Source organism: Pseudomonas vranovensis (assembly GCF_040438935.1).
Lineage (GTDB): Bacteria > Pseudomonadota > Gammaproteobacteria > Pseudomonadales > Pseudomonadaceae > Aquipseudomonas > Aquipseudomonas vranovensis.
Genome location: NZ_CP159259.1, coordinates 1694789 through 1710385 on the forward strand (window position 1 = coordinate 1694789; position 15597 = coordinate 1710385).

Annotated in this window: 12 protein-coding genes; 11 read left to right on the forward strand and 1 reads right to left on the reverse strand. The window is 64.1% G+C overall.

The genetic code is table 11. The features are described 5' to 3' along the window. Positions 1–63 precede the first annotated feature (63 nt). The 7 genes from ABVN19_RS07980 to ABVN19_RS08010 all read left to right on the forward strand — a co-directional run bounded on the left by ABVN19_RS07980 (position 64) and on the right by ABVN19_RS08010 (position 8154). The gene (locus tag ABVN19_RS07980) at positions 64–1476 is read left to right on the forward strand and encodes a coniferyl aldehyde dehydrogenase (protein WP_105641377.1); all 1413 of its coding nucleotides are present in this window, start codon (positions 64–66) and stop codon (positions 1474–1476) included. 46 nt (positions 1477–1522) lie between these two features. Beyond that, a complete protein-coding gene (locus tag ABVN19_RS07985; protein WP_028942108.1) occupies positions 1523–2608 on the forward strand; it encodes a Zn-dependent alcohol dehydrogenase in 1086 nt (361 codons plus the stop codon). A gap of 82 nt (positions 2609–2690) precedes the next feature. Beyond that, complete coding sequence (locus ABVN19_RS07990; RefSeq protein ID WP_105641376.1) at positions 2691–3887, forward strand: acyl-CoA dehydrogenase family protein; 1197 nt, start codon at positions 2691–2693, stop codon at positions 3885–3887. Between the two features lie 10 nt (positions 3888–3897). Beyond that, positions 3898–5040 (forward strand): acyl-CoA dehydrogenase, encoded by a 1143-nt coding sequence (locus tag ABVN19_RS07995; RefSeq protein ID WP_105641375.1) that lies wholly within the window; start codon positions 3898–3900, stop codon positions 5038–5040. Positions 5041–5067: 27 nt separating this feature from the next. Then, positions 5068–5817, forward strand: coding sequence for an electron transfer flavoprotein subunit beta/FixA family protein (locus ABVN19_RS08000; RefSeq protein WP_028942111.1), 750 nt, complete (start codon positions 5068–5070; stop codon positions 5815–5817). Beyond that, positions 5817–6764 carry an FAD-binding protein gene (locus tag ABVN19_RS08005; RefSeq protein WP_028942112.1) on the forward strand — a complete coding sequence of 316 codons (948 nt, stop codon included), beginning with the start codon at positions 5817–5819 and terminating at the stop codon, positions 6762–6764. The genes ABVN19_RS08000 and ABVN19_RS08005 overlap by 1 nt, the downstream gene beginning before the upstream one ends. A 61-nt stretch (positions 6765–6825) precedes the next feature. Beyond that, positions 6826–8154 (forward strand): MFS transporter, encoded by a 1329-nt coding sequence (locus tag ABVN19_RS08010; RefSeq protein WP_105641374.1) that lies wholly within the window; start codon positions 6826–6828, stop codon positions 8152–8154. A 43-nt stretch (positions 8155–8197) separates the two neighbouring features. On the opposite strand, the gene ABVN19_RS08015 is transcribed toward ABVN19_RS08010, so the two are convergent. Next, entirely contained in the window at positions 8198–10879 is a 2682-nt protein-coding gene (locus ABVN19_RS08015; RefSeq protein WP_105641373.1) for a LuxR C-terminal-related transcriptional regulator, read from the reverse strand. 297 nt (positions 10880–11176) lie between these two features. Between ABVN19_RS08015 and ABVN19_RS08020 the strand changes: the two genes are divergently transcribed. The 4 genes from ABVN19_RS08020 (at position 11177) to ABVN19_RS08035 (ending at position 14755) form a co-directional block, all read left to right on the forward strand. Beyond that, positions 11177–12007, forward strand: a complete 831-nt coding sequence (locus tag ABVN19_RS08020; protein WP_036989443.1) for an acyl-CoA dehydrogenase family protein — start codon at positions 11177–11179, stop codon at positions 12005–12007. A 40-nt stretch (positions 12008–12047) separates the two neighbouring features. After that, complete coding sequence (locus ABVN19_RS08025; RefSeq protein ID WP_028942115.1) at positions 12048–13235, forward strand: lipid-transfer protein; 1188 nt, start codon at positions 12048–12050, stop codon at positions 13233–13235. A 39-nt stretch (positions 13236–13274) separates the two neighbouring features. Then, a complete protein-coding gene (locus ABVN19_RS08030) occupies positions 13275–14105 on the forward strand; it encodes an SDR family NAD(P)-dependent oxidoreductase (RefSeq protein ID WP_028942116.1) in 831 nt (276 codons plus the stop codon). Between the two features lie 80 nt (positions 14106–14185). Next, a complete protein-coding gene (locus ABVN19_RS08035) occupies positions 14186–14755 on the forward strand; it encodes a DUF2889 domain-containing protein (protein WP_028942117.1) in 570 nt (189 codons plus the stop codon). Positions 14756–15597 lie beyond the last annotated feature (842 nt).

Consider the following 15597-nt stretch of genomic DNA (forward strand, 5'->3'; position numbering starts at 1 on the left):
TGTACCGGCCTGCTGGCGGATTGGCAGCTCCCGAACAGCCCTTTGAAAGGAAGACCCAACCACATGAGTGCCAATGAAAACCTGCGGGGTGCCGATGTTCACGTCGTGCTGGAGAAGCAACGTGCCGCGTGGCTGGCCAATGAGCCCTGGACAGCCGAACAGCGCTGCGAGCTGATCGATCGTGCCATCGGCCTGCTGGTGGATTATCAGGACGATATCGTCACGGCCCTGGCCGCTGACTTCGGTCATCGCAGTGCGGACTTCTCGCGCCTGTTCGACGTGCTCAGTCCGTTGGCGTCGATGAAGTACACCAAGAGCCAGGTCGCCACGTGGATGCGCGACGAACCCCGCCATACCGACCGCGGCGAAGCCTGGGTGCGCTACCAGCCGCTGGGCGTGGTGGGCATCCTCACTGCCTGGAACTTCCCCGGCAACCTGATTTTCAACGGCCTGGCCGGTGCCCTGGCGGCCGGTAACCGGGTGATGATCAAACTGTCGGAGTTCAACCCGAGCACCAGCGCGCTGATCGCCCGCATCTTCCCGACGGTGTTTGCCGAAGACGAAGTCGCCATCGTTACCGGCGGGGCCGAGGTTGGCCAGGCCTTCTGTGCGCTGCCGTTCGACCACCTGCTGTTCACCGGCGCCACCAGTATTGGCAAGCACGTCATGCGCGCCGCCGCCGAGAACCTGGTACCAGTGACCCTGGAACTGGGTGGCAAGTCGCCGACCATCATTTCGCGCTCTGCCGACCTGCCAGCGGCGGTGAGCAAGATCATCACCGGCAAGCTGCACAACGCCGGTCAGATCTGCCTGGCCCCGGACTACGTGTTCGTGCCCGAAGAGCACATGGCCGAATTCGTCAGCCTGGCCAAGGCGACGGTGGCCAAGTTGTACCCGACCCTCAAAGACAACCCCGACTACACCTCGGTGATCAACAGCCGTCACTTCGAGCGCCTGCAAGGCTACCTGACTGAAGCGCGCGACGCCGGTGTACACACCGTCGAGCTGAACCCGGCCAATGAAGACTTCACCGGCCAGCCCCACCACAGGATGGCCCCGACCCTGCTGCTCAACCCCGATGACAGCCTCAAGGTCATGCAGGACGAAATTTTCGGCCCGCTGCTGCCGGTCAAGCCCTACAGCGACATCCAGGCCGCGGTTGCCTACATCAACAGCCATCCGCGCCCGCTGGGCCTGTACTACTTCGGCAACCATGCCGAAGAGGAAGCCTTCGTGCTCAACCGCACCACCTCCGGCGGCGTGTGCGTGAACGATGTGCTGCGCCACGCCGGCGTCGAGACCCTGCCGTTCGGCGGTGTCGGTGCCAGCGGCATGGGCGCCTATCACGGCTTCGATGGTTTCCGCACCTTCAGCCACGCCCGGGCGGTGCTGCGCGCAGCCGATGGCCCCGACCTGATGCGCCCGCCCTACAGCGACCAGGTACGCCAGCTGGTGGGCTCGCTGATCAAGCGCTGAACCGCCCCCACACCTGTCCGGCTCACTCAATAAAGAGAACAACAATATGAAAGCTGCCGTATTCCATACCCCAGGTTCCCCGTTGACCATCGAGGAAGTGGGCATCAGCAAGCCCGGCCCGCACGAAGTGCTGGTGCGCACCGTCGCTGTCGGGGTCTGCCATTCGGACCTGCACTTTGTCGACGGCCTGTACCCGCACCCGGCACCCGTGGTGCTGGGTCACGAAGCCTCCGGCATTGTCGAGCAGGTGGGCGAGCTGGTGCGCACAGTCAAGCCGGGCGACCACGTCGTCACCTGCCTGTCGGCCTATTGCGGCCATTGCGCACACTGCGTCACCGGCCACTTGTCGTTGTGCGTGTCGCCCGACACCAAGCGCGGCAAGGATGAAGAGCCCCGCCTGACCTACGTACAGAAGCCGATGACCCAGTTCATCAACCTGTCGGCCTACGCCGAGCAGATGCTGGTGCATGAGCACGCGCTGGTCGCCATCCGCCGCGACATGCCGCTGGACCGTGCGGCGCTGCTGGGCTGTGCGGTCACCACCGGCACCGGTGCGGTGTTCAACACGGCCAAGGTTCGCCCGGGCGAGACGGTGGCTGTGATCGGCTGCGGCGGTATCGGCCTTGCCACCATCAATGGTGCGGCACTGGCAGGCGCGGGGCGCATCATTGCCATCGACATGCAGGACTCGAAGCTGGAACTGGCCAAGCAGTTTGGCGCCACCGATGTGATCAATCCGAAAAACGGCGACCCGGTGCAGCAGGTACAAGAGCTGACCCGTGGCGGTGTACACCACTCGTTCGAGTGCATCGGCCTCAAACAGACGGCAGAACAGGCCTTCACCATGCTCGCCCGAGGCGGCTGCGCGACCATCATCGGCATGATCAAGCCGGGCCTGAAGCTGGACATCGACCCGCTGATGCTGCTGCACGAGCGCCGTATCCAGGGCTCGTTCATGGGCTCGAACCGTTTCCCGGTCGACCTGCCGCGCCTGACAGACTTCTACATGCAAGGCCGCCTGAAGCTCGACGAGATGATCTCCCAGCGCATCAAACTTGAGCAGATCAACGAAGCCTTCGACGAACTGCGTCGCGGCGAGCTGGCCCGCTCGGTCATCGTCTTCGATCAATAACAGCCTGAAACCGCCGCGGCGCCCCGGCCTGCGGCGGCCCCCCCTTGCCTGTACCGGGCGAAAAACCTTACCGAGGTATCAAATGGATATCCATTTCACTCGCGACGAACTCGCGTTTCGCGACGAGGTGCGCGCGTTTCTGGAGCGTAACCTGGCCAAAGACCTCGCCGAGCGGGTCCGCCACGGCAAAAGCGTGTCCAAGGCCGACAGCGTCGCCTGGATGCGCACCCTGAACAAACAGGGCTGGCTGGCAGCGAGTTGGCCGGTCGAGCACGGTGGCACCGGTTGGAGCACCGTGCAAAAGCACATTTTCGACGAAGAGTACGCACGTGCCGGTGCGCCGCGAATTATTCCGTTCGGCGTCAACATGGTCGGTCCGGTGATCATCAAGTTCGGTACGCCCGAGCAAAAGGCCCATTACCTGCCACGCATCCTCAACTGCGAAGACTGGTGGTGCCAGGGCTACTCCGAGCCCGGTGCCGGCTCCGACCTGGCCAGCCTGAAGACCCGTGCCGTGCGCGAAGGTGACGAGTACGTGGTCAGCGGCCAGAAAACCTGGACCTCCACCGCCCACCAGGCCGACTGGATTTTCTGTCTGGTGCGCACCGATGCCCAGGCCCAGGCCCAACGCGGTATTTCGTTCCTGTTGATCGACATGAAAACCCCGGGCATTACCGTGCGGCCGATCATCACCCTCGATGGTGGTCACCATGTCAACGAAGTGTTCCTGGATAACGTGCGGGTGCCGGTTGGCAACCTGGTGGGCCGCGAGCACGAAGGCTGGACCTGCGCCAAGTACCTGCTGACCCATGAACGCACCACCATCGCCGGGATCGGCAATGCCAAGGCCATGCTCCAGCGCCTCAAGCAGGCGGCGAGCCTCGAACTGCGCAACGGAGCGCCCTTGATCGACGACGCGTCGTTCCGCGCCCAGATCGCCGAAGTCGAGATGCAGTTGATGGCCGTGGACATGAGCAACCTGCGCATTCTGGCAGCAGCCCGCGATGGCGGTGTGCCGGGGGCGGAAAGCTCGATCCTGAAGATCAAGGGTACCGAAATCCGCCAGGCCATTACCTACCTGCAGTCGAAAGTGGTGGGTGCCTACGCGGTGCCGTTTCTTGAAAGCGAGCTCGGTTATGGGCATGCCGGGGATCAACTGCACAACGACTACAGCGCCACCGCCACCTGCCAGTACCTGGAAATGCGCAAGGCTTCGGTCTACGGCGGTTCCAATGAAATCCAGAAGAACATCATCGCCAAGATGATTCTCGAACTCTAAGGGGCAGGCCATGGACTTCAAATTGACTGAAGAGCAGCAGATGCTGCAAGACACCGCTGCACGCCTGGTACGCGAGACCTACGGCTTCGAGCAGCGCGAAGAACACCGCCAGAGCGCGCGGGGGTTCAGCTACGCCTTCTGGCAGCAATTGGGTGAACTGGGCCTGACCTCCGTGCCCTTTGATCCCGCCTACGGTGGCTTTGGCGGCAACGGCGTGGACGTGATGCTGGTCGCCCTGGAGCTGGGCCGCGGCCTGTGCCTGGAGCCGTTCCTGTATTCGGTGGTGTTCGGCGGTGGCCTGGTCGATCAACTGGGCAGCCAGGCCCAAAAGAGCGAGTTGCTGCCCCAGGTTGCCGCGGCCTCGCTGCAACTGGCCGTGGCCCTTGAAGAGCCGCAGAGCCACTATCAACTGCACGATGTTCAGACCCGCGCCGAAGCGGTGCCGGGCGGCTGGACCCTGGATGGACGCAAGGCTGTGGTGGTGGGGGGGCATAGCGCCAACCTGCTGCTGGTGTCGGCCCGCACCCGCGGCGAAAGCCGCGATAAAACCGGCATCAGCCTGTTCCTGGTCGATCCGAAAAGCCCGGGTGTGTCGCTGCGCGAGTACGCAACCCTGGATGGGCGCAAAGCCTGTGATGTGCTGCTTGAGCAGGTGTACGTCAGCGCCGGCGCCTTGCTCGGTGAGCCGGGCGCCGCGCTGCCGGCCCTGCGCTACCAGCAGGGGCGAACCATTGCCGCGCAGTGTGCCGAGGCGGTGGGCAGCATGAACGCCGCCTGCGACCTGACCTTGGACTACCTCAAGACACGCAAGCAGTTCGGCCAGCCAATCGGCAAGTTCCAGGTGTTGCAGCACCGCATGGTCGATATGCACATCGAACTCGACCAGGCGACCTCCATGGCCATTCTCGCCGCCTGCCTGGCCGATGCCCCCGACAGCGACGAGCGCAGCCGCGTCCTCGCCGCCGCCAAGTTCATTGTCTGCCGGGCGGCGCGCTACATCGCCGACCAGGGCATCCAGCTGCACGGGGGCATCGGCCTGACCTGGGAATATGTGCTGTCGCATCACGCCAAGCACCTGTTGATGATCGCCCGGCAACTGGGTGATGACGATCATCACCTGCAGGCCTACAGCGAACTGATGGCCGTCGTGTAATCCGCCCCCCATTACTGGAGTCAACCGATGAAAGTCCTCGTAGCGGTCAAGCGCGTGGTCGATTTCAACGTCAAGGTGCGCGTCAAGGCGGACCACAGTGGCGTTGACCTGGCCAACGTGAAAATGGCCATGAACCCTTTCTGCGAAATCGCCGTGGAAGAGGCCGTGCGTCTCAAAGAGCAGGGTATTGCCAGCGAAGTGGTCGTGGTCAGCGTCGGCCCGGCAACTGCCCAGGAGCAGCTGCGTACCGCCCTGGCCCTGGGTGCCGACCGTGCGGTGCTGGTCGAAACCGCCGATGAGCTCAGTGCCCTGGCCGTGGCCAAGCTGCTCAAGGCGGTGGCCGAAAGAGAGCAGCCGCAACTGCTGATCCTCGGCAAACAGGCCATCGACAGCGACAACAACCAGACCGGGCAAATGCTCGCGGCGCTGGGCGGCTACGCCCAGGGCACCTTCGCCTCCAAGGTCGGCGTCGAGGGCGGGCAACTGCTGGTCACCCGTGAAATCGACGGCGGCCTGCAGACCGTGGCGCTGAACCTGCCGGCGGTGGTTACCACCGACCTGCGCCTGAACGAGCCGCGCTATGCCTCGCTGCCCAACATCATGAAGGCCAAGAAAAAGCCGCTCGAGAGCACCACCGCCGAGGCGCTGGGTGTCAGCACCGCGTCCAGCATCACGGTGCTCAAGGTCGAGGCACCGGCCAGCCGCAGCGCTGGCATCAAGGTGAAGTCGGTGGCCGAACTGGTCGAGAAACTCAAGAACGAGGCGAAGGTGATCTGATGGCAATCCTGGTTATTGCGGAACACGAAGGCGGCGCACTCGCCTCGGCAACCCTGAACACCGTGGTCGCGGCCACGCACATCGGTGGCGACATTCACGTGTTGGTGGCAGGCCAGGGCGTAGGTGCTGTCGCCGAGGCGGCCGCAACCGTCGAGGGCGTGAGTAAAGTGCTGGTGGCCGACGATGCCGCCTACGCCCATCAACTGCCGGAAAACATCGCCCCGCTGATCACCACGCTGGTGATCGACCAGTCGGTGATCTACACCCACGTCCTGGCCCCGGCCACCGCCAACGGCAAGAACATCCTGCCACGGGTGGCGGCGGTGCTGGATGTCGACCAGCTCTCCGAGATCATCGCGGTGGAGTCGCCCGACACCTTCAAGCGGCCGATCTACGCCGGCAACGCCATCGCCACCGTGCAGTCGACTGCGGCGGTCAAGGTCATCACCGTCCGCACCACCGCCTTCACTCCCGCAAGCGCAGGCTTGCGCGGCGATACAGCGGCCGTCGAGCCCCTGACAAGCGCCCACAACCCCGGCATCTCCCGTTTCATCAGTGAACAACTGGCCAAGTCCGACCGCCCCGAACTCACCGCGGCCAAGATCGTCGTCTCCGGGGGGCGCGGCATGCAGAACGGCGACAACTTCAAGTACCTGTACAGCCTGGCCGACACCCTTGGCGCCGGTGTGGGGGCCTCGCGCGCGGCGGTGGACGCAGGCTTTGTGCCCAACGACATGCAGGTCGGCCAGACCGGCAAGATCGTCGCCCCGCAGCTGTACATCGCGGTGGGTATCTCCGGGGCAATCCAGCACTTGGCCGGGATGAAGGATTCCAAGGTCATCGTGGCCATCAACAAGGATGAGGAGGCGCCGATTTTCCAGGTCGCCGACTACGGCCTGGTGGCCGACCTGTTCGAGGCGGTGCCTGAACTGCAAGCGGCACTCTGATTCGCCAACGCGCCCTCTGCAGGCCCGCCCGGCGGGCCCTGCAGTCGGCCAGGAGAGCACCATGAACGACGCCGTTGCGATACCTGTCACAAGCGATGCAGAGGCCCTGGAAACCCGCGAGGTGTTTCGCAAGGTCATCCTGCGCTTGCTGCCGTACCTGTTCCTGGCCTACGGCCTGAACACCATCGACCGCCTCAACGTGTCGTTCGCCAAGCTGCGTATGGCCGAAGACATTGCTCTGACCGATGCCGCCTACGGCATCGGCGCGGGTATTTTCTACCTCGGCTACATCCTGTTTGAAGTGCCAAGCAACATGTACCTGCAACGCATTGGCGCCCGCGCCACGTTGACCCGGATCATGGTGCTGTGGGGGCTGGTGACGGTGGCCACGGCCTTCGTCACCACGGCCAACCAGTTGATCGTTGCGCGGTTCTTCCTGGGCGTGGCCGAGGCCGGGTTCTTCCCCGGCGTGATCCTCTACCTCACCTACTGGTTTCCACCGGCCCTGCGTGCGCGCATCACCGCCGTGTTCCTGATGGCAGCGATGATCGCAGGGGTTGTCAGTGGCCCGCTGGCCGGCTGGATCATGACCCACCTGCATGGCTGGATGGGATTGCGCGACTGGCAGGTGCTGTTCGTGGTCGAAGGCATTCCGGCGATGCTGCTGGGGGTGTTCGGCTGGTTCTGGCTGGTCGACAAACCGGCTGATGCGCGCTGGCTCACTGCCCGGCAGAAGCAATTGCTGACCAACGCCCTGGCGCAGGGAAGGGGTGCCGACACAGCCAAGGCCACCCTCGGCGAAGTGTTGCGCAATCCACGGGTGTATATCGCCGGCCTGGTGTTCTTCTGCCTCTACAGCGGCTCGAACACGGTGTCGTACTGGATGCCGACCCTGATTCGCGGCTTTGGCGTCGACGATCTGAAAGTCATCGGCTCGCTGGCCAGCCTGCCCTACCTGATGGCATTGATCGGCATGTACCTGCTGGCGCGCAGCTCCGACAAGCGTTTGGAACGGCGCTGGCATGTGGCGGTGCCGGTACTGGTGAGCGCAGCGTGCTTCGCGATGTTGGGCCCGGCCCAGGGGCACCTGGCGTTTTCGGTGGCACTGATGACCGTGGGCGCAGCCTCGGCCCTGGCCTCATTGTCACTGTTCTGGACCATTCCCCCGGCGTTGCTCACGCCTTCGGCTGCCGCGGTGGGCATTGCCGTGATCAGCTGCATTGGCGGTATGGCCGGGGTCATCAGTCAGGTTGTGGTAGGCGCGATCAAGTCGGCGACGGGCAGCTTGTACCTGGCCTTCGACGTCATTGCCGCGGTACTGGTAGTGGGGGCCGTGCTGCTGTTGGTGGCCATTCCGGCCAGGCAGTTGCAGGAACGTTCCGGCCACTGAGTGCTGTGCGGGGTGGCTCAGTGCGCTGCCCCGCACAGCATCTTCAGGCGATCCAGCCCCTGGCGCGGGCGATGGCCAGGGTTTCGGTGCGACCCTTGGTATCGAGCTTGGCGTAGATTTTTTGCAGGTGCGATTTGACCGTGAACTCGGAGAGGAACACTTTTTCGGCGATATCGCGGTTCTTGAGGCCCACAGCCAGTAACTGAAGGATCTGGTATTCGCGTGCGGTCAAGACCTTCTGGGCGCCATTGTCGTCTTGTGCCGCTTCGCTTTCACCGGCTTCGGCCCCCAGGTACTGCAGCAACTCTTCGACAAAGTTGGGTTCGATACCCAGCTCCTTGCAGCGCGACCTGCCGGCGACGGCCCAGCGTTGCACCAGGTTGGCCAGGCGCTCGCCTTCTTCGATGAAGGTCCCGAGGAAGCCTTCATGGCTGGCCAGGCGCAAGGCATCGTTGAGCGCGTTGAAGGCCTCCTGGGTTTGCTGCTGGCTGTCCAGGGCCATGGCCAGCAGGATATGCAGCTTCAGTTCGCGGCGCACATGCTGCCAGTGCCGCGCTTGTTCAATGGCGGTACGCAAGGCCTGGGCCGCCTGTGCGCCTTCACCCTGGACGATGCGCAGGCGCTGGCGGGCGATGCTGGGGGTATCGACCTCGTTGGCAAAACGGATGAAGTCGGGGCGGTCCCAGTCGCCGTTCTGATCGGCGGCGTGCAGCGCCTGGCTGGCGACATCCAGGCGTTGCTCAAGAATCGCCACGCGCGCACGTTCGAGCCAGGCCGAGCACTGCAGGCGACGAGAGCCGACCTGCTGGCCGATCTGCTCCAGCTCCACCAGGCAACGCATCCAGGTGTTGCGGTCACCCTTGTTGTAGGCAATGCGCGCCGTGAGCACATGCGTGACGATCTGGTTCTCCGGCGAGATCACCTGCTTGGCAAAGTACAGACAGCGCGTCAGGGTTTTTTCGGCCTGGTCGAAGGCGGCGACTTCGTACATCAGCAGGCCGTAGAAAATATCCAGCGACAGCTTGGCTTCGTGGGACTTGCGCTGACTGCTGCCCAGTGGCGCATCGACGGTGCCTTGCATGCGCACCAGGGCGTTGCTCAGACGCCCCTGGATCAGGTCCAGGATGCTTTCGTTGACGCTGAATGTGTGGCGCAGAAAACTGACGTTGATGTATGGATTGCGCTGCAGCGCTGCAGACAACAGGCTACGGGCTTCATCGTAGCGACCATTGGCAACCAGGTTTTGGGCCACCGAGCTTGCCAGGACCATATACAGATTGACCTCGTCGGCGGGCATCTGGCGAAGCAGTTCAAGCCCCAGGGTGCAACAGGCTTCGGCGTGATCGGTGGCCCCCAGTTGCAGGCAATGCAGCACTTGGGTCACGTAGGCATACTCGGGCCCCGAAACCTGCTCCAGGCGTTCGGCGACCAGCATGGCGTCTTTCATGCGCGTGGTGGTGGCCAGCAACCAGGCGTAAGACTTGCTCAGGTAGGGGTAGCCGTCGCGGGTTTCCTGGGCGATTCGGTCGAGCCAGCGCAGCAGCAGGCGAGTACGGCCGCTGTTGATGAGGGTATCCATGTGCTGATTCAGGCGCCTGGCCGCTTCGTCATGCAAGCCGGCGCTGAACAGGTGCTCGATGGCCGGGATGGGTTGCTCGTTGTCGAAGAACCACTGGGCGGCGGTTTCGTGCAAACCCTTGGCCATGTGCGGGTGCAAGCGCTCCAGGGCATGGCGCAGGAAGCTGGCGAACAAGTGGTGGTAGCGAAACCACTGCTGCTGGCTGTCGACCGGGACCAGGAACAGGTTGGTGCGATCCAGGTGCTCGAGCATCGCGCCACTGTCGCTGCGGCCGGTCACTGCCTGGCACAGCGGTACGCAGAATTGGTCGAGGATGCTGGTTTGCATCAGGAACAGGCGACATTCCTCGTTCTGGCGCATGAGGATGTCTTCGGTCAGGTATTCGGCCAGTTCCAGGTTCGAGCCCGAGAACGAGGCAATGAACGCGGCATGGTCTTCGCGATCCTTGAGCGACAGGCTGGCCAGGTACAGGCCGGCGATCCAGCCTTCGGTGCAGCGGTACAGCGTGGCCAGCTCATTGTCGCGCAGGGGGATCTGGCGTTTGTCGCGGATGAACGCCATGGACTCTTCAGGGGTGAAGCGCAAGTCGGCGGGCTTGATTTCCAGCAACTGGCCACGGGCACGAATGCGCCCCAGGCCAATGGCCGGGGAGGCGCGGGAGGCCATGGCCAGCACGCAGCCGGCGGGCAGTTGCTCAACCAATTGCTGGAGAAAGTCCAGGACTTCGGTGTTCTGGATCACCTCGACTTCATCGAGCAACAGGGTAAAGGGCTGCGTGCAGGCGGCAATCTGCTCCAGCAGCTCGTCGACACCGGGAGTGGGGGAGGCCTCGATGCAGGTCGGCAGGCAACGGGCAAGCCCGGTGGCCAGTACGCGAAGAAAGCGTGGCAGGTCGTTGTCGGCTGGTTCCAGGTTGACCCACAGCACCTGCTTGCCTGCCGCCAGGCTCAGCTCGCGGTACTGCTGCATCAAGGTGGTCTTGCCAAACCCTGCGGCAGCGCGGATCAGGATCAGGCGGGTGGTGTCGGTGTTGGCCATCTGGTCGAGCAGCCGCAGGCGCGGCAAATGGCTGTCGGCGGATTTTGGGCTTGCGTACTTGGTAGAGGTGGTTTTGGGGATAGCAACCTCGTCCCGCTGAACTGGCATTGAAAACCTCCGCTCGTGCCGCCTGCCGCGCGAGGATATCGGCGCAGGCGATCAAATTATTATTCTGCTGGGGCCACATTCTGCCACGGGTGGCAGATAAGCGGTGGGGCACTGGACCATCGTCTGCACCCCAGGTCGAGCCCGATTATTGTTCGTCGGGGAGGGCGTTGGATACCGGCCCACCCGGTGAGGGTGGCTCTCGCCCACCCAACCCCCATGCAACGATTGCTGCAACACGCTGAAACGGGTTTGTACCGTTTCGTTCTTGCAATCTTGTGATGGGCCAAGGGTTTTCGTATGGATGCACAGCGTACGCTCTATCGCGAGGATCACGAGCTGTTTCGCACTGCCGTGCGGCGTTTTCTGGAGCGTGATTACCTGCCGCACCAGAGCAGCGGCGCGCTGGACCGGCAACTGTGGTTGAAAGCAGGCCGGCAGGGTTTGCTGTGCGTGACCCTGCCAGCCCAGTACGGCGGTGGCGGCGACTTCGGCCATGCCGCGATCATCCGCGAAGAGTTCGCCCGTGCCGGTATCCAGGACCAGGCCTTGTCACTGCACTCGGACATTGTCGCGCCCTGCATCGCAGGCCTTGCGACCGACGAGCAGAAGCAGCGCTGGTTGCCGGGCATTTGCAGCGGTGAGCTGATCCTCGCCCTGGCAGTGGCCGATGCCGACAGCGCCAATGGCGAAGTGCAGACCCGCGCCCGTCGCGAACACGACCACTACCACATCAATGGCAGCGCTTGCGCCCTGGGCAATGGCGGCGACTTCGACTTGTTGCTGCTGGCCTGCCTGATCGACGGCGAAGACAGCGAGGCGGGCTTGAGCCTGATCATCGTCGAACGCGATCGCCCAGGCCTTGGCGCTGGTGGCACGGATATTGGTCTTGTCGACGTGCGTGTACCCAGTGCCAACCTGCTGGGGCAGACGGGCAGGGGCCAGACCTGCCTGGACCAAGCCCTACGGCAACGGCACTTGCTGACTGCGATTTTCGCGGCCTGCCAGCTGGAGCAACTGCTGGAGCCCGTACTCGGTCAGGCGCAGCGCAGCTGGGACCCGAGCGATGCGCGCCTGGCCCTTGCCAGCATCAAGACCAGGGCCTTGAGCCTTGGTCATGGCTTGGACTGATCTCTCCAATCTCTTTTTCCACCCGTCAGGACACATCACCATGAGCGAAAACGTACTTGTAGCCGGGGTCGGCATGATCCCCTTCAGCAAACCTGGCGCCAGCCCCAGCTACATCGACATGGGCGCCGAAGCCGTGCGCCTGGCGCTGGCCGATGCCGGCCTTGACTACAACCAGGTGCAAATGGCCTTTGCCGGCTACGTCTATGGCGATACCACCTGCGGCCAGGCCGTGCTGTACCGGGTAGGCCGGACAGCCATCCCGGTGTTCAACGTCAACAATGCCTGCGCCACCGGCTCCAGTGCCCTGTACCTGGCCCGGGCCGCGGTGCAGAGCGGCCAGGTCGAGTGTGCCCTGGCGGTCGGCTTCGAGCAGATGCGCCCGGGCCCTACCCGCTCCAACTTCGACGACCGTCCGCTGCCACGGGGCGACGTCCTGCCGATCCAGGACGAGCTGTGCAGTGATGCCGGCGACATCCCGCGCAACCTGATCACCTTCGGCGGCGCCGGACGCGAACACATGCGCAAATATGGCACGCAGATGAGCACCTTCGCTGCGATCCGCGCCAAGGCCAGCCGCCACGCGGCCAACAACCCCCTGGCGCTGTTCAAGAAAGTGGTCAGCACCGAAGAGGTGATGAACGACCAACTGATGTGGGAAGGGGTAATGACCCGCATGATGGCCTGCCCGCCCACCTGCGGTGCCGCGGCGGCGATCATCTGTTCCCCGGCGTTTGCCCGCAAGCACGGCCTGCGCCGTGACGTGGCGATCCTCGGTCAGTCGCTGGTGACCGACCCGGTGGAGTCCTTCGAGCCCAAGACCATGACCGGTTTTGTCGGTGCCTACATGGCCGAGCGCGCCGCCGGTGCGGTCTACGAGCAAGCCGGCGTAGGGCCGCAGGACATCCGCGTGGTCGAGCTGCACGACTGCTTCGCCCACAACGAACTGCTCACCTATGAAGCACTGGGCCTGTGCCCCCAGGGCGGTGCCGAGAAATTCATCCTCGACGGCGACAACACCTACGGCGGTCGCGTGGTCACCAACCCGTCCGGCGGCCTGCTGTGCAAGGGCCACCCACTGGGGGCCACCGGCCTGGCCCAGTGCTACGAACTGACCCACCAACTGCGCGGCACCGCCGGCGCCCGCCAGGTCGAAGGCTTGCAGCACGGCCTGCAACACAACCTCGGCCTGGGTGGCGCCTGCGTGGTCACCCTGTACGGCAAGCAGTAATTACCGACTCCTTCTCAACAAAAACAAGAGACAAGCTCCATGGAACAGACACTTGCAGGAAAAGTTGCCATCGTCACCGGTTCCGGCCGCGGTATCGGCCGCTGCGTGGCACTCAAATTCGCCAGCAAAGGCGCCAAGGTCATCATCAATGACCTGGATCAGGGCCCGGCCGAAGAAGTCATCGCCGAAATCCGCGCCCTGGGCAGCGATGCCGTGGCCTGCATCGGCAACGTCTCGGCCCCCGACTTTGGCGAGCGCATCGTGCAAACCGCATTGGAAGCCTTTGGCCGGATCGACATCATCGTCAACAACGCCGGTTTTACCTGGGACAATGTCATCCAGAAAATGGGCGACGAGCAGTGGGACGCGATCCTCGACTGCCACCTCAAGGCGCCGTTCCGCATCCTGCGCGCGGCCTACCCGTACTTTCGCGAAGCCAGCAAGGCCGAAGCCGAAGCGGGTCAGGAAGTGTTTCGCAAGGTGGTCAACATCTCCTCGGTGTCGGGTACCCAGGGTAACGCCGGCCAGGTCAACTACTCCTCGGCCAAGGCCGGCATCATGGGCATGACCAAGACCCTGGCCAAGGAGTGGGGGCGGATGAAGGTCAACGTCAACTGCGTGGCGTTCGGCTTTATCGAAACCCGCCTGACCCAGCCCACCACCGAAGAAAAGACCGTGCAGGTCGAAGGCCGCGACATCAAGGTCGGCGTTCACCCGGACCGCATCGCCGCCGCCAGCCGCGAGATTGCCCTGGGTCGTCCGGGCACCGCCGAAGAAGCCGCCGGCTCGGTGTACATGTTCTGCATTCCCGAGTCGGACTACGTTACCGGCCAGACCATCATCTGTGGTGGTGGTCGCGGCGGCTTCTGAGCCCTCGTGTCACCGCGCCGGGAGCGGACGCTCGTTCCCGGCGCATTCCATTGTGCGACCCGGCCAAAGAGAAGCAGTCCATGACGACTACCCCGCCAGCGCTCACCCGCACCTTGCTGCACACCCGTGAAATCATCTGTCGAGGCTACCAGCGCAGCGACGGCCTGTTCGACATCGAAGGGCGGCTGCAGGACCTGACCAACGCGCCCACCGACCTGCCGTTTCACTCGGTAGGCGAGGGCGGCACCATCCATGACATGCGCCTGGTCATGACCATTGATGCCGACATGGTCATCCAGCACATCGCGGCCACCACCGAAGTGGGGGCAAGCCCGTTCTGCGCTGAAATCAGCAGCGCCTATGCCGGCCTGCAGGGGCTGAAAATTGCCGCAGGCTTCAAACGCAAGATGAAAGAAGTCATCGGCGGTGCCAACGGCTGTACACACCTGACCGAACTGCTCGAACGCATGGCCACCACTGCGATGCAGACCCTGTTTTCCACCTACCGGGCCCAGGCCAGCCTGCGCACCGTCGATGGCCTGCAACGACCGATTGCCGTGCGCCCGTGGGTGATCGGCACCTGCCATGCCTACCGCGAAGACGGCGATGCCGTACGGCTGTTGTGGCCCCAGGGGCTGCCCAAGGCCTGACGCTTTTGTATTACCGGAGCCTTTTTATGCTGCCATTGCAATCCACCGCCTCCGGCCTGTTACCGGAGCATGTGGGTTGTCGCCATCACCTCCTTGCTGGCCTCTCGCGGGGCAAGCCTGCGCCTGCCTCGATGGTCGGATGGCGCCTGCTGCGCAGTCGATCGCAGCCTCGTACCTCGGCAGCGGCTACCGGCCCGTGTAGCCGCTGGCGATAGCCTGCGATCGGCCGCGCAGCGGTCGTACGTTGCGCCTATCTACAAGTTTGTCCGGTCTCTCGCGGGGCAAGCCTGCGCCTGCCTGGGCGGCCTGATGGCGCCTGCTGCGCAGTCGATCGCAGCCTCGTACCTCGGCAGCGGCTACCGGCCCGTGTAGCCGCTGGCGATAGCCTGTGATCGGCCGCGCAGCGGTCGTACGTTGCGCCTATCTCCAAGTTTGTCCGGTCTCTCGCGGGGCAAGCCTGCGCCTGCCTCGATGGTCGGATGGCGCCTGCTGCGCAGTCGATCGCAGCCTCGTACCTCGGCAGCGGCTACCGGCCCGTGTAGCCGCTGGCGATAGCCTGTGATCGGCCGCGCAGCGGTCGTACGTTGCGCCTATCTCCAAGTTTGTCCGGTCTCTCGCGGGGCAAGCCTGCGCCTGCCTCGATGGTCGGATGGCGCCTGCTGCGCAGTCGATCGCAGCCTCGTACCTCGGCAGCGGCTACCGGCCCGTGTAGCCGCTGGCGATAGCCTGTGATCGGCCGCGCAGCGGTCGTACGTTGCGCCTATCTCCAAGTTTGTCCGGTCTCTCGCGGGGCAAGCCTGCGCCTGCCTGGGTGGCCTGATGGCGCCTGCTGCGCAGTCGAT

What these genes read in the sequence shown, in the direction of transcription:
- ABVN19_RS08000 (WP_028942111.1), top strand. Translation starts at nt 5,068, where the DNA reads ATGAAAGTCCTCGTAGCGGTCAAGCGCGTGGTCGATTTCAACGTCAAG.
- ABVN19_RS07980 (WP_105641377.1), top strand. Translation starts at nt 64, where the DNA reads ATGAGTGCCAATGAAAACCTGCGGGGTGCCGATGTTCACGTCGTGCTG.
- ABVN19_RS08035 (WP_028942117.1), top strand. Translation starts at nt 14,186, where the DNA reads ATGACGACTACCCCGCCAGCGCTCACCCGCACCTTGCTGCACACCCGT.
- ABVN19_RS07995 (WP_105641375.1), top strand. Translation starts at nt 3,898, where the DNA reads ATGGACTTCAAATTGACTGAAGAGCAGCAGATGCTGCAAGACACCGCT.
- ABVN19_RS08020 (WP_036989443.1), top strand. Translation starts at nt 11,177, where the DNA reads ATGGATGCACAGCGTACGCTCTATCGCGAGGATCACGAGCTGTTTCGC.
- ABVN19_RS07990 (WP_105641376.1), top strand. Translation starts at nt 2,691, where the DNA reads ATGGATATCCATTTCACTCGCGACGAACTCGCGTTTCGCGACGAGGTG.
- ABVN19_RS08010 (WP_105641374.1), top strand. Translation starts at nt 6,826, where the DNA reads ATGAACGACGCCGTTGCGATACCTGTCACAAGCGATGCAGAGGCCCTG.
- ABVN19_RS08025 (WP_028942115.1), top strand. Translation starts at nt 12,048, where the DNA reads ATGAGCGAAAACGTACTTGTAGCCGGGGTCGGCATGATCCCCTTCAGC.
- ABVN19_RS08005 (WP_028942112.1), top strand. Translation starts at nt 5,817, where the DNA reads ATGGCAATCCTGGTTATTGCGGAACACGAAGGCGGCGCACTCGCCTCG.
- ABVN19_RS07985 (WP_028942108.1), top strand. Translation starts at nt 1,523, where the DNA reads ATGAAAGCTGCCGTATTCCATACCCCAGGTTCCCCGTTGACCATCGAG.
- ABVN19_RS08030 (WP_028942116.1), top strand. Translation starts at nt 13,275, where the DNA reads ATGGAACAGACACTTGCAGGAAAAGTTGCCATCGTCACCGGTTCCGGC.
- ABVN19_RS08015 (WP_105641373.1), bottom strand. Translation starts at nt 10,879, where the DNA reads ATGCCAGTTCAGCGGGACGAGGTTGCTATCCCCAAAACCACCTCTACC.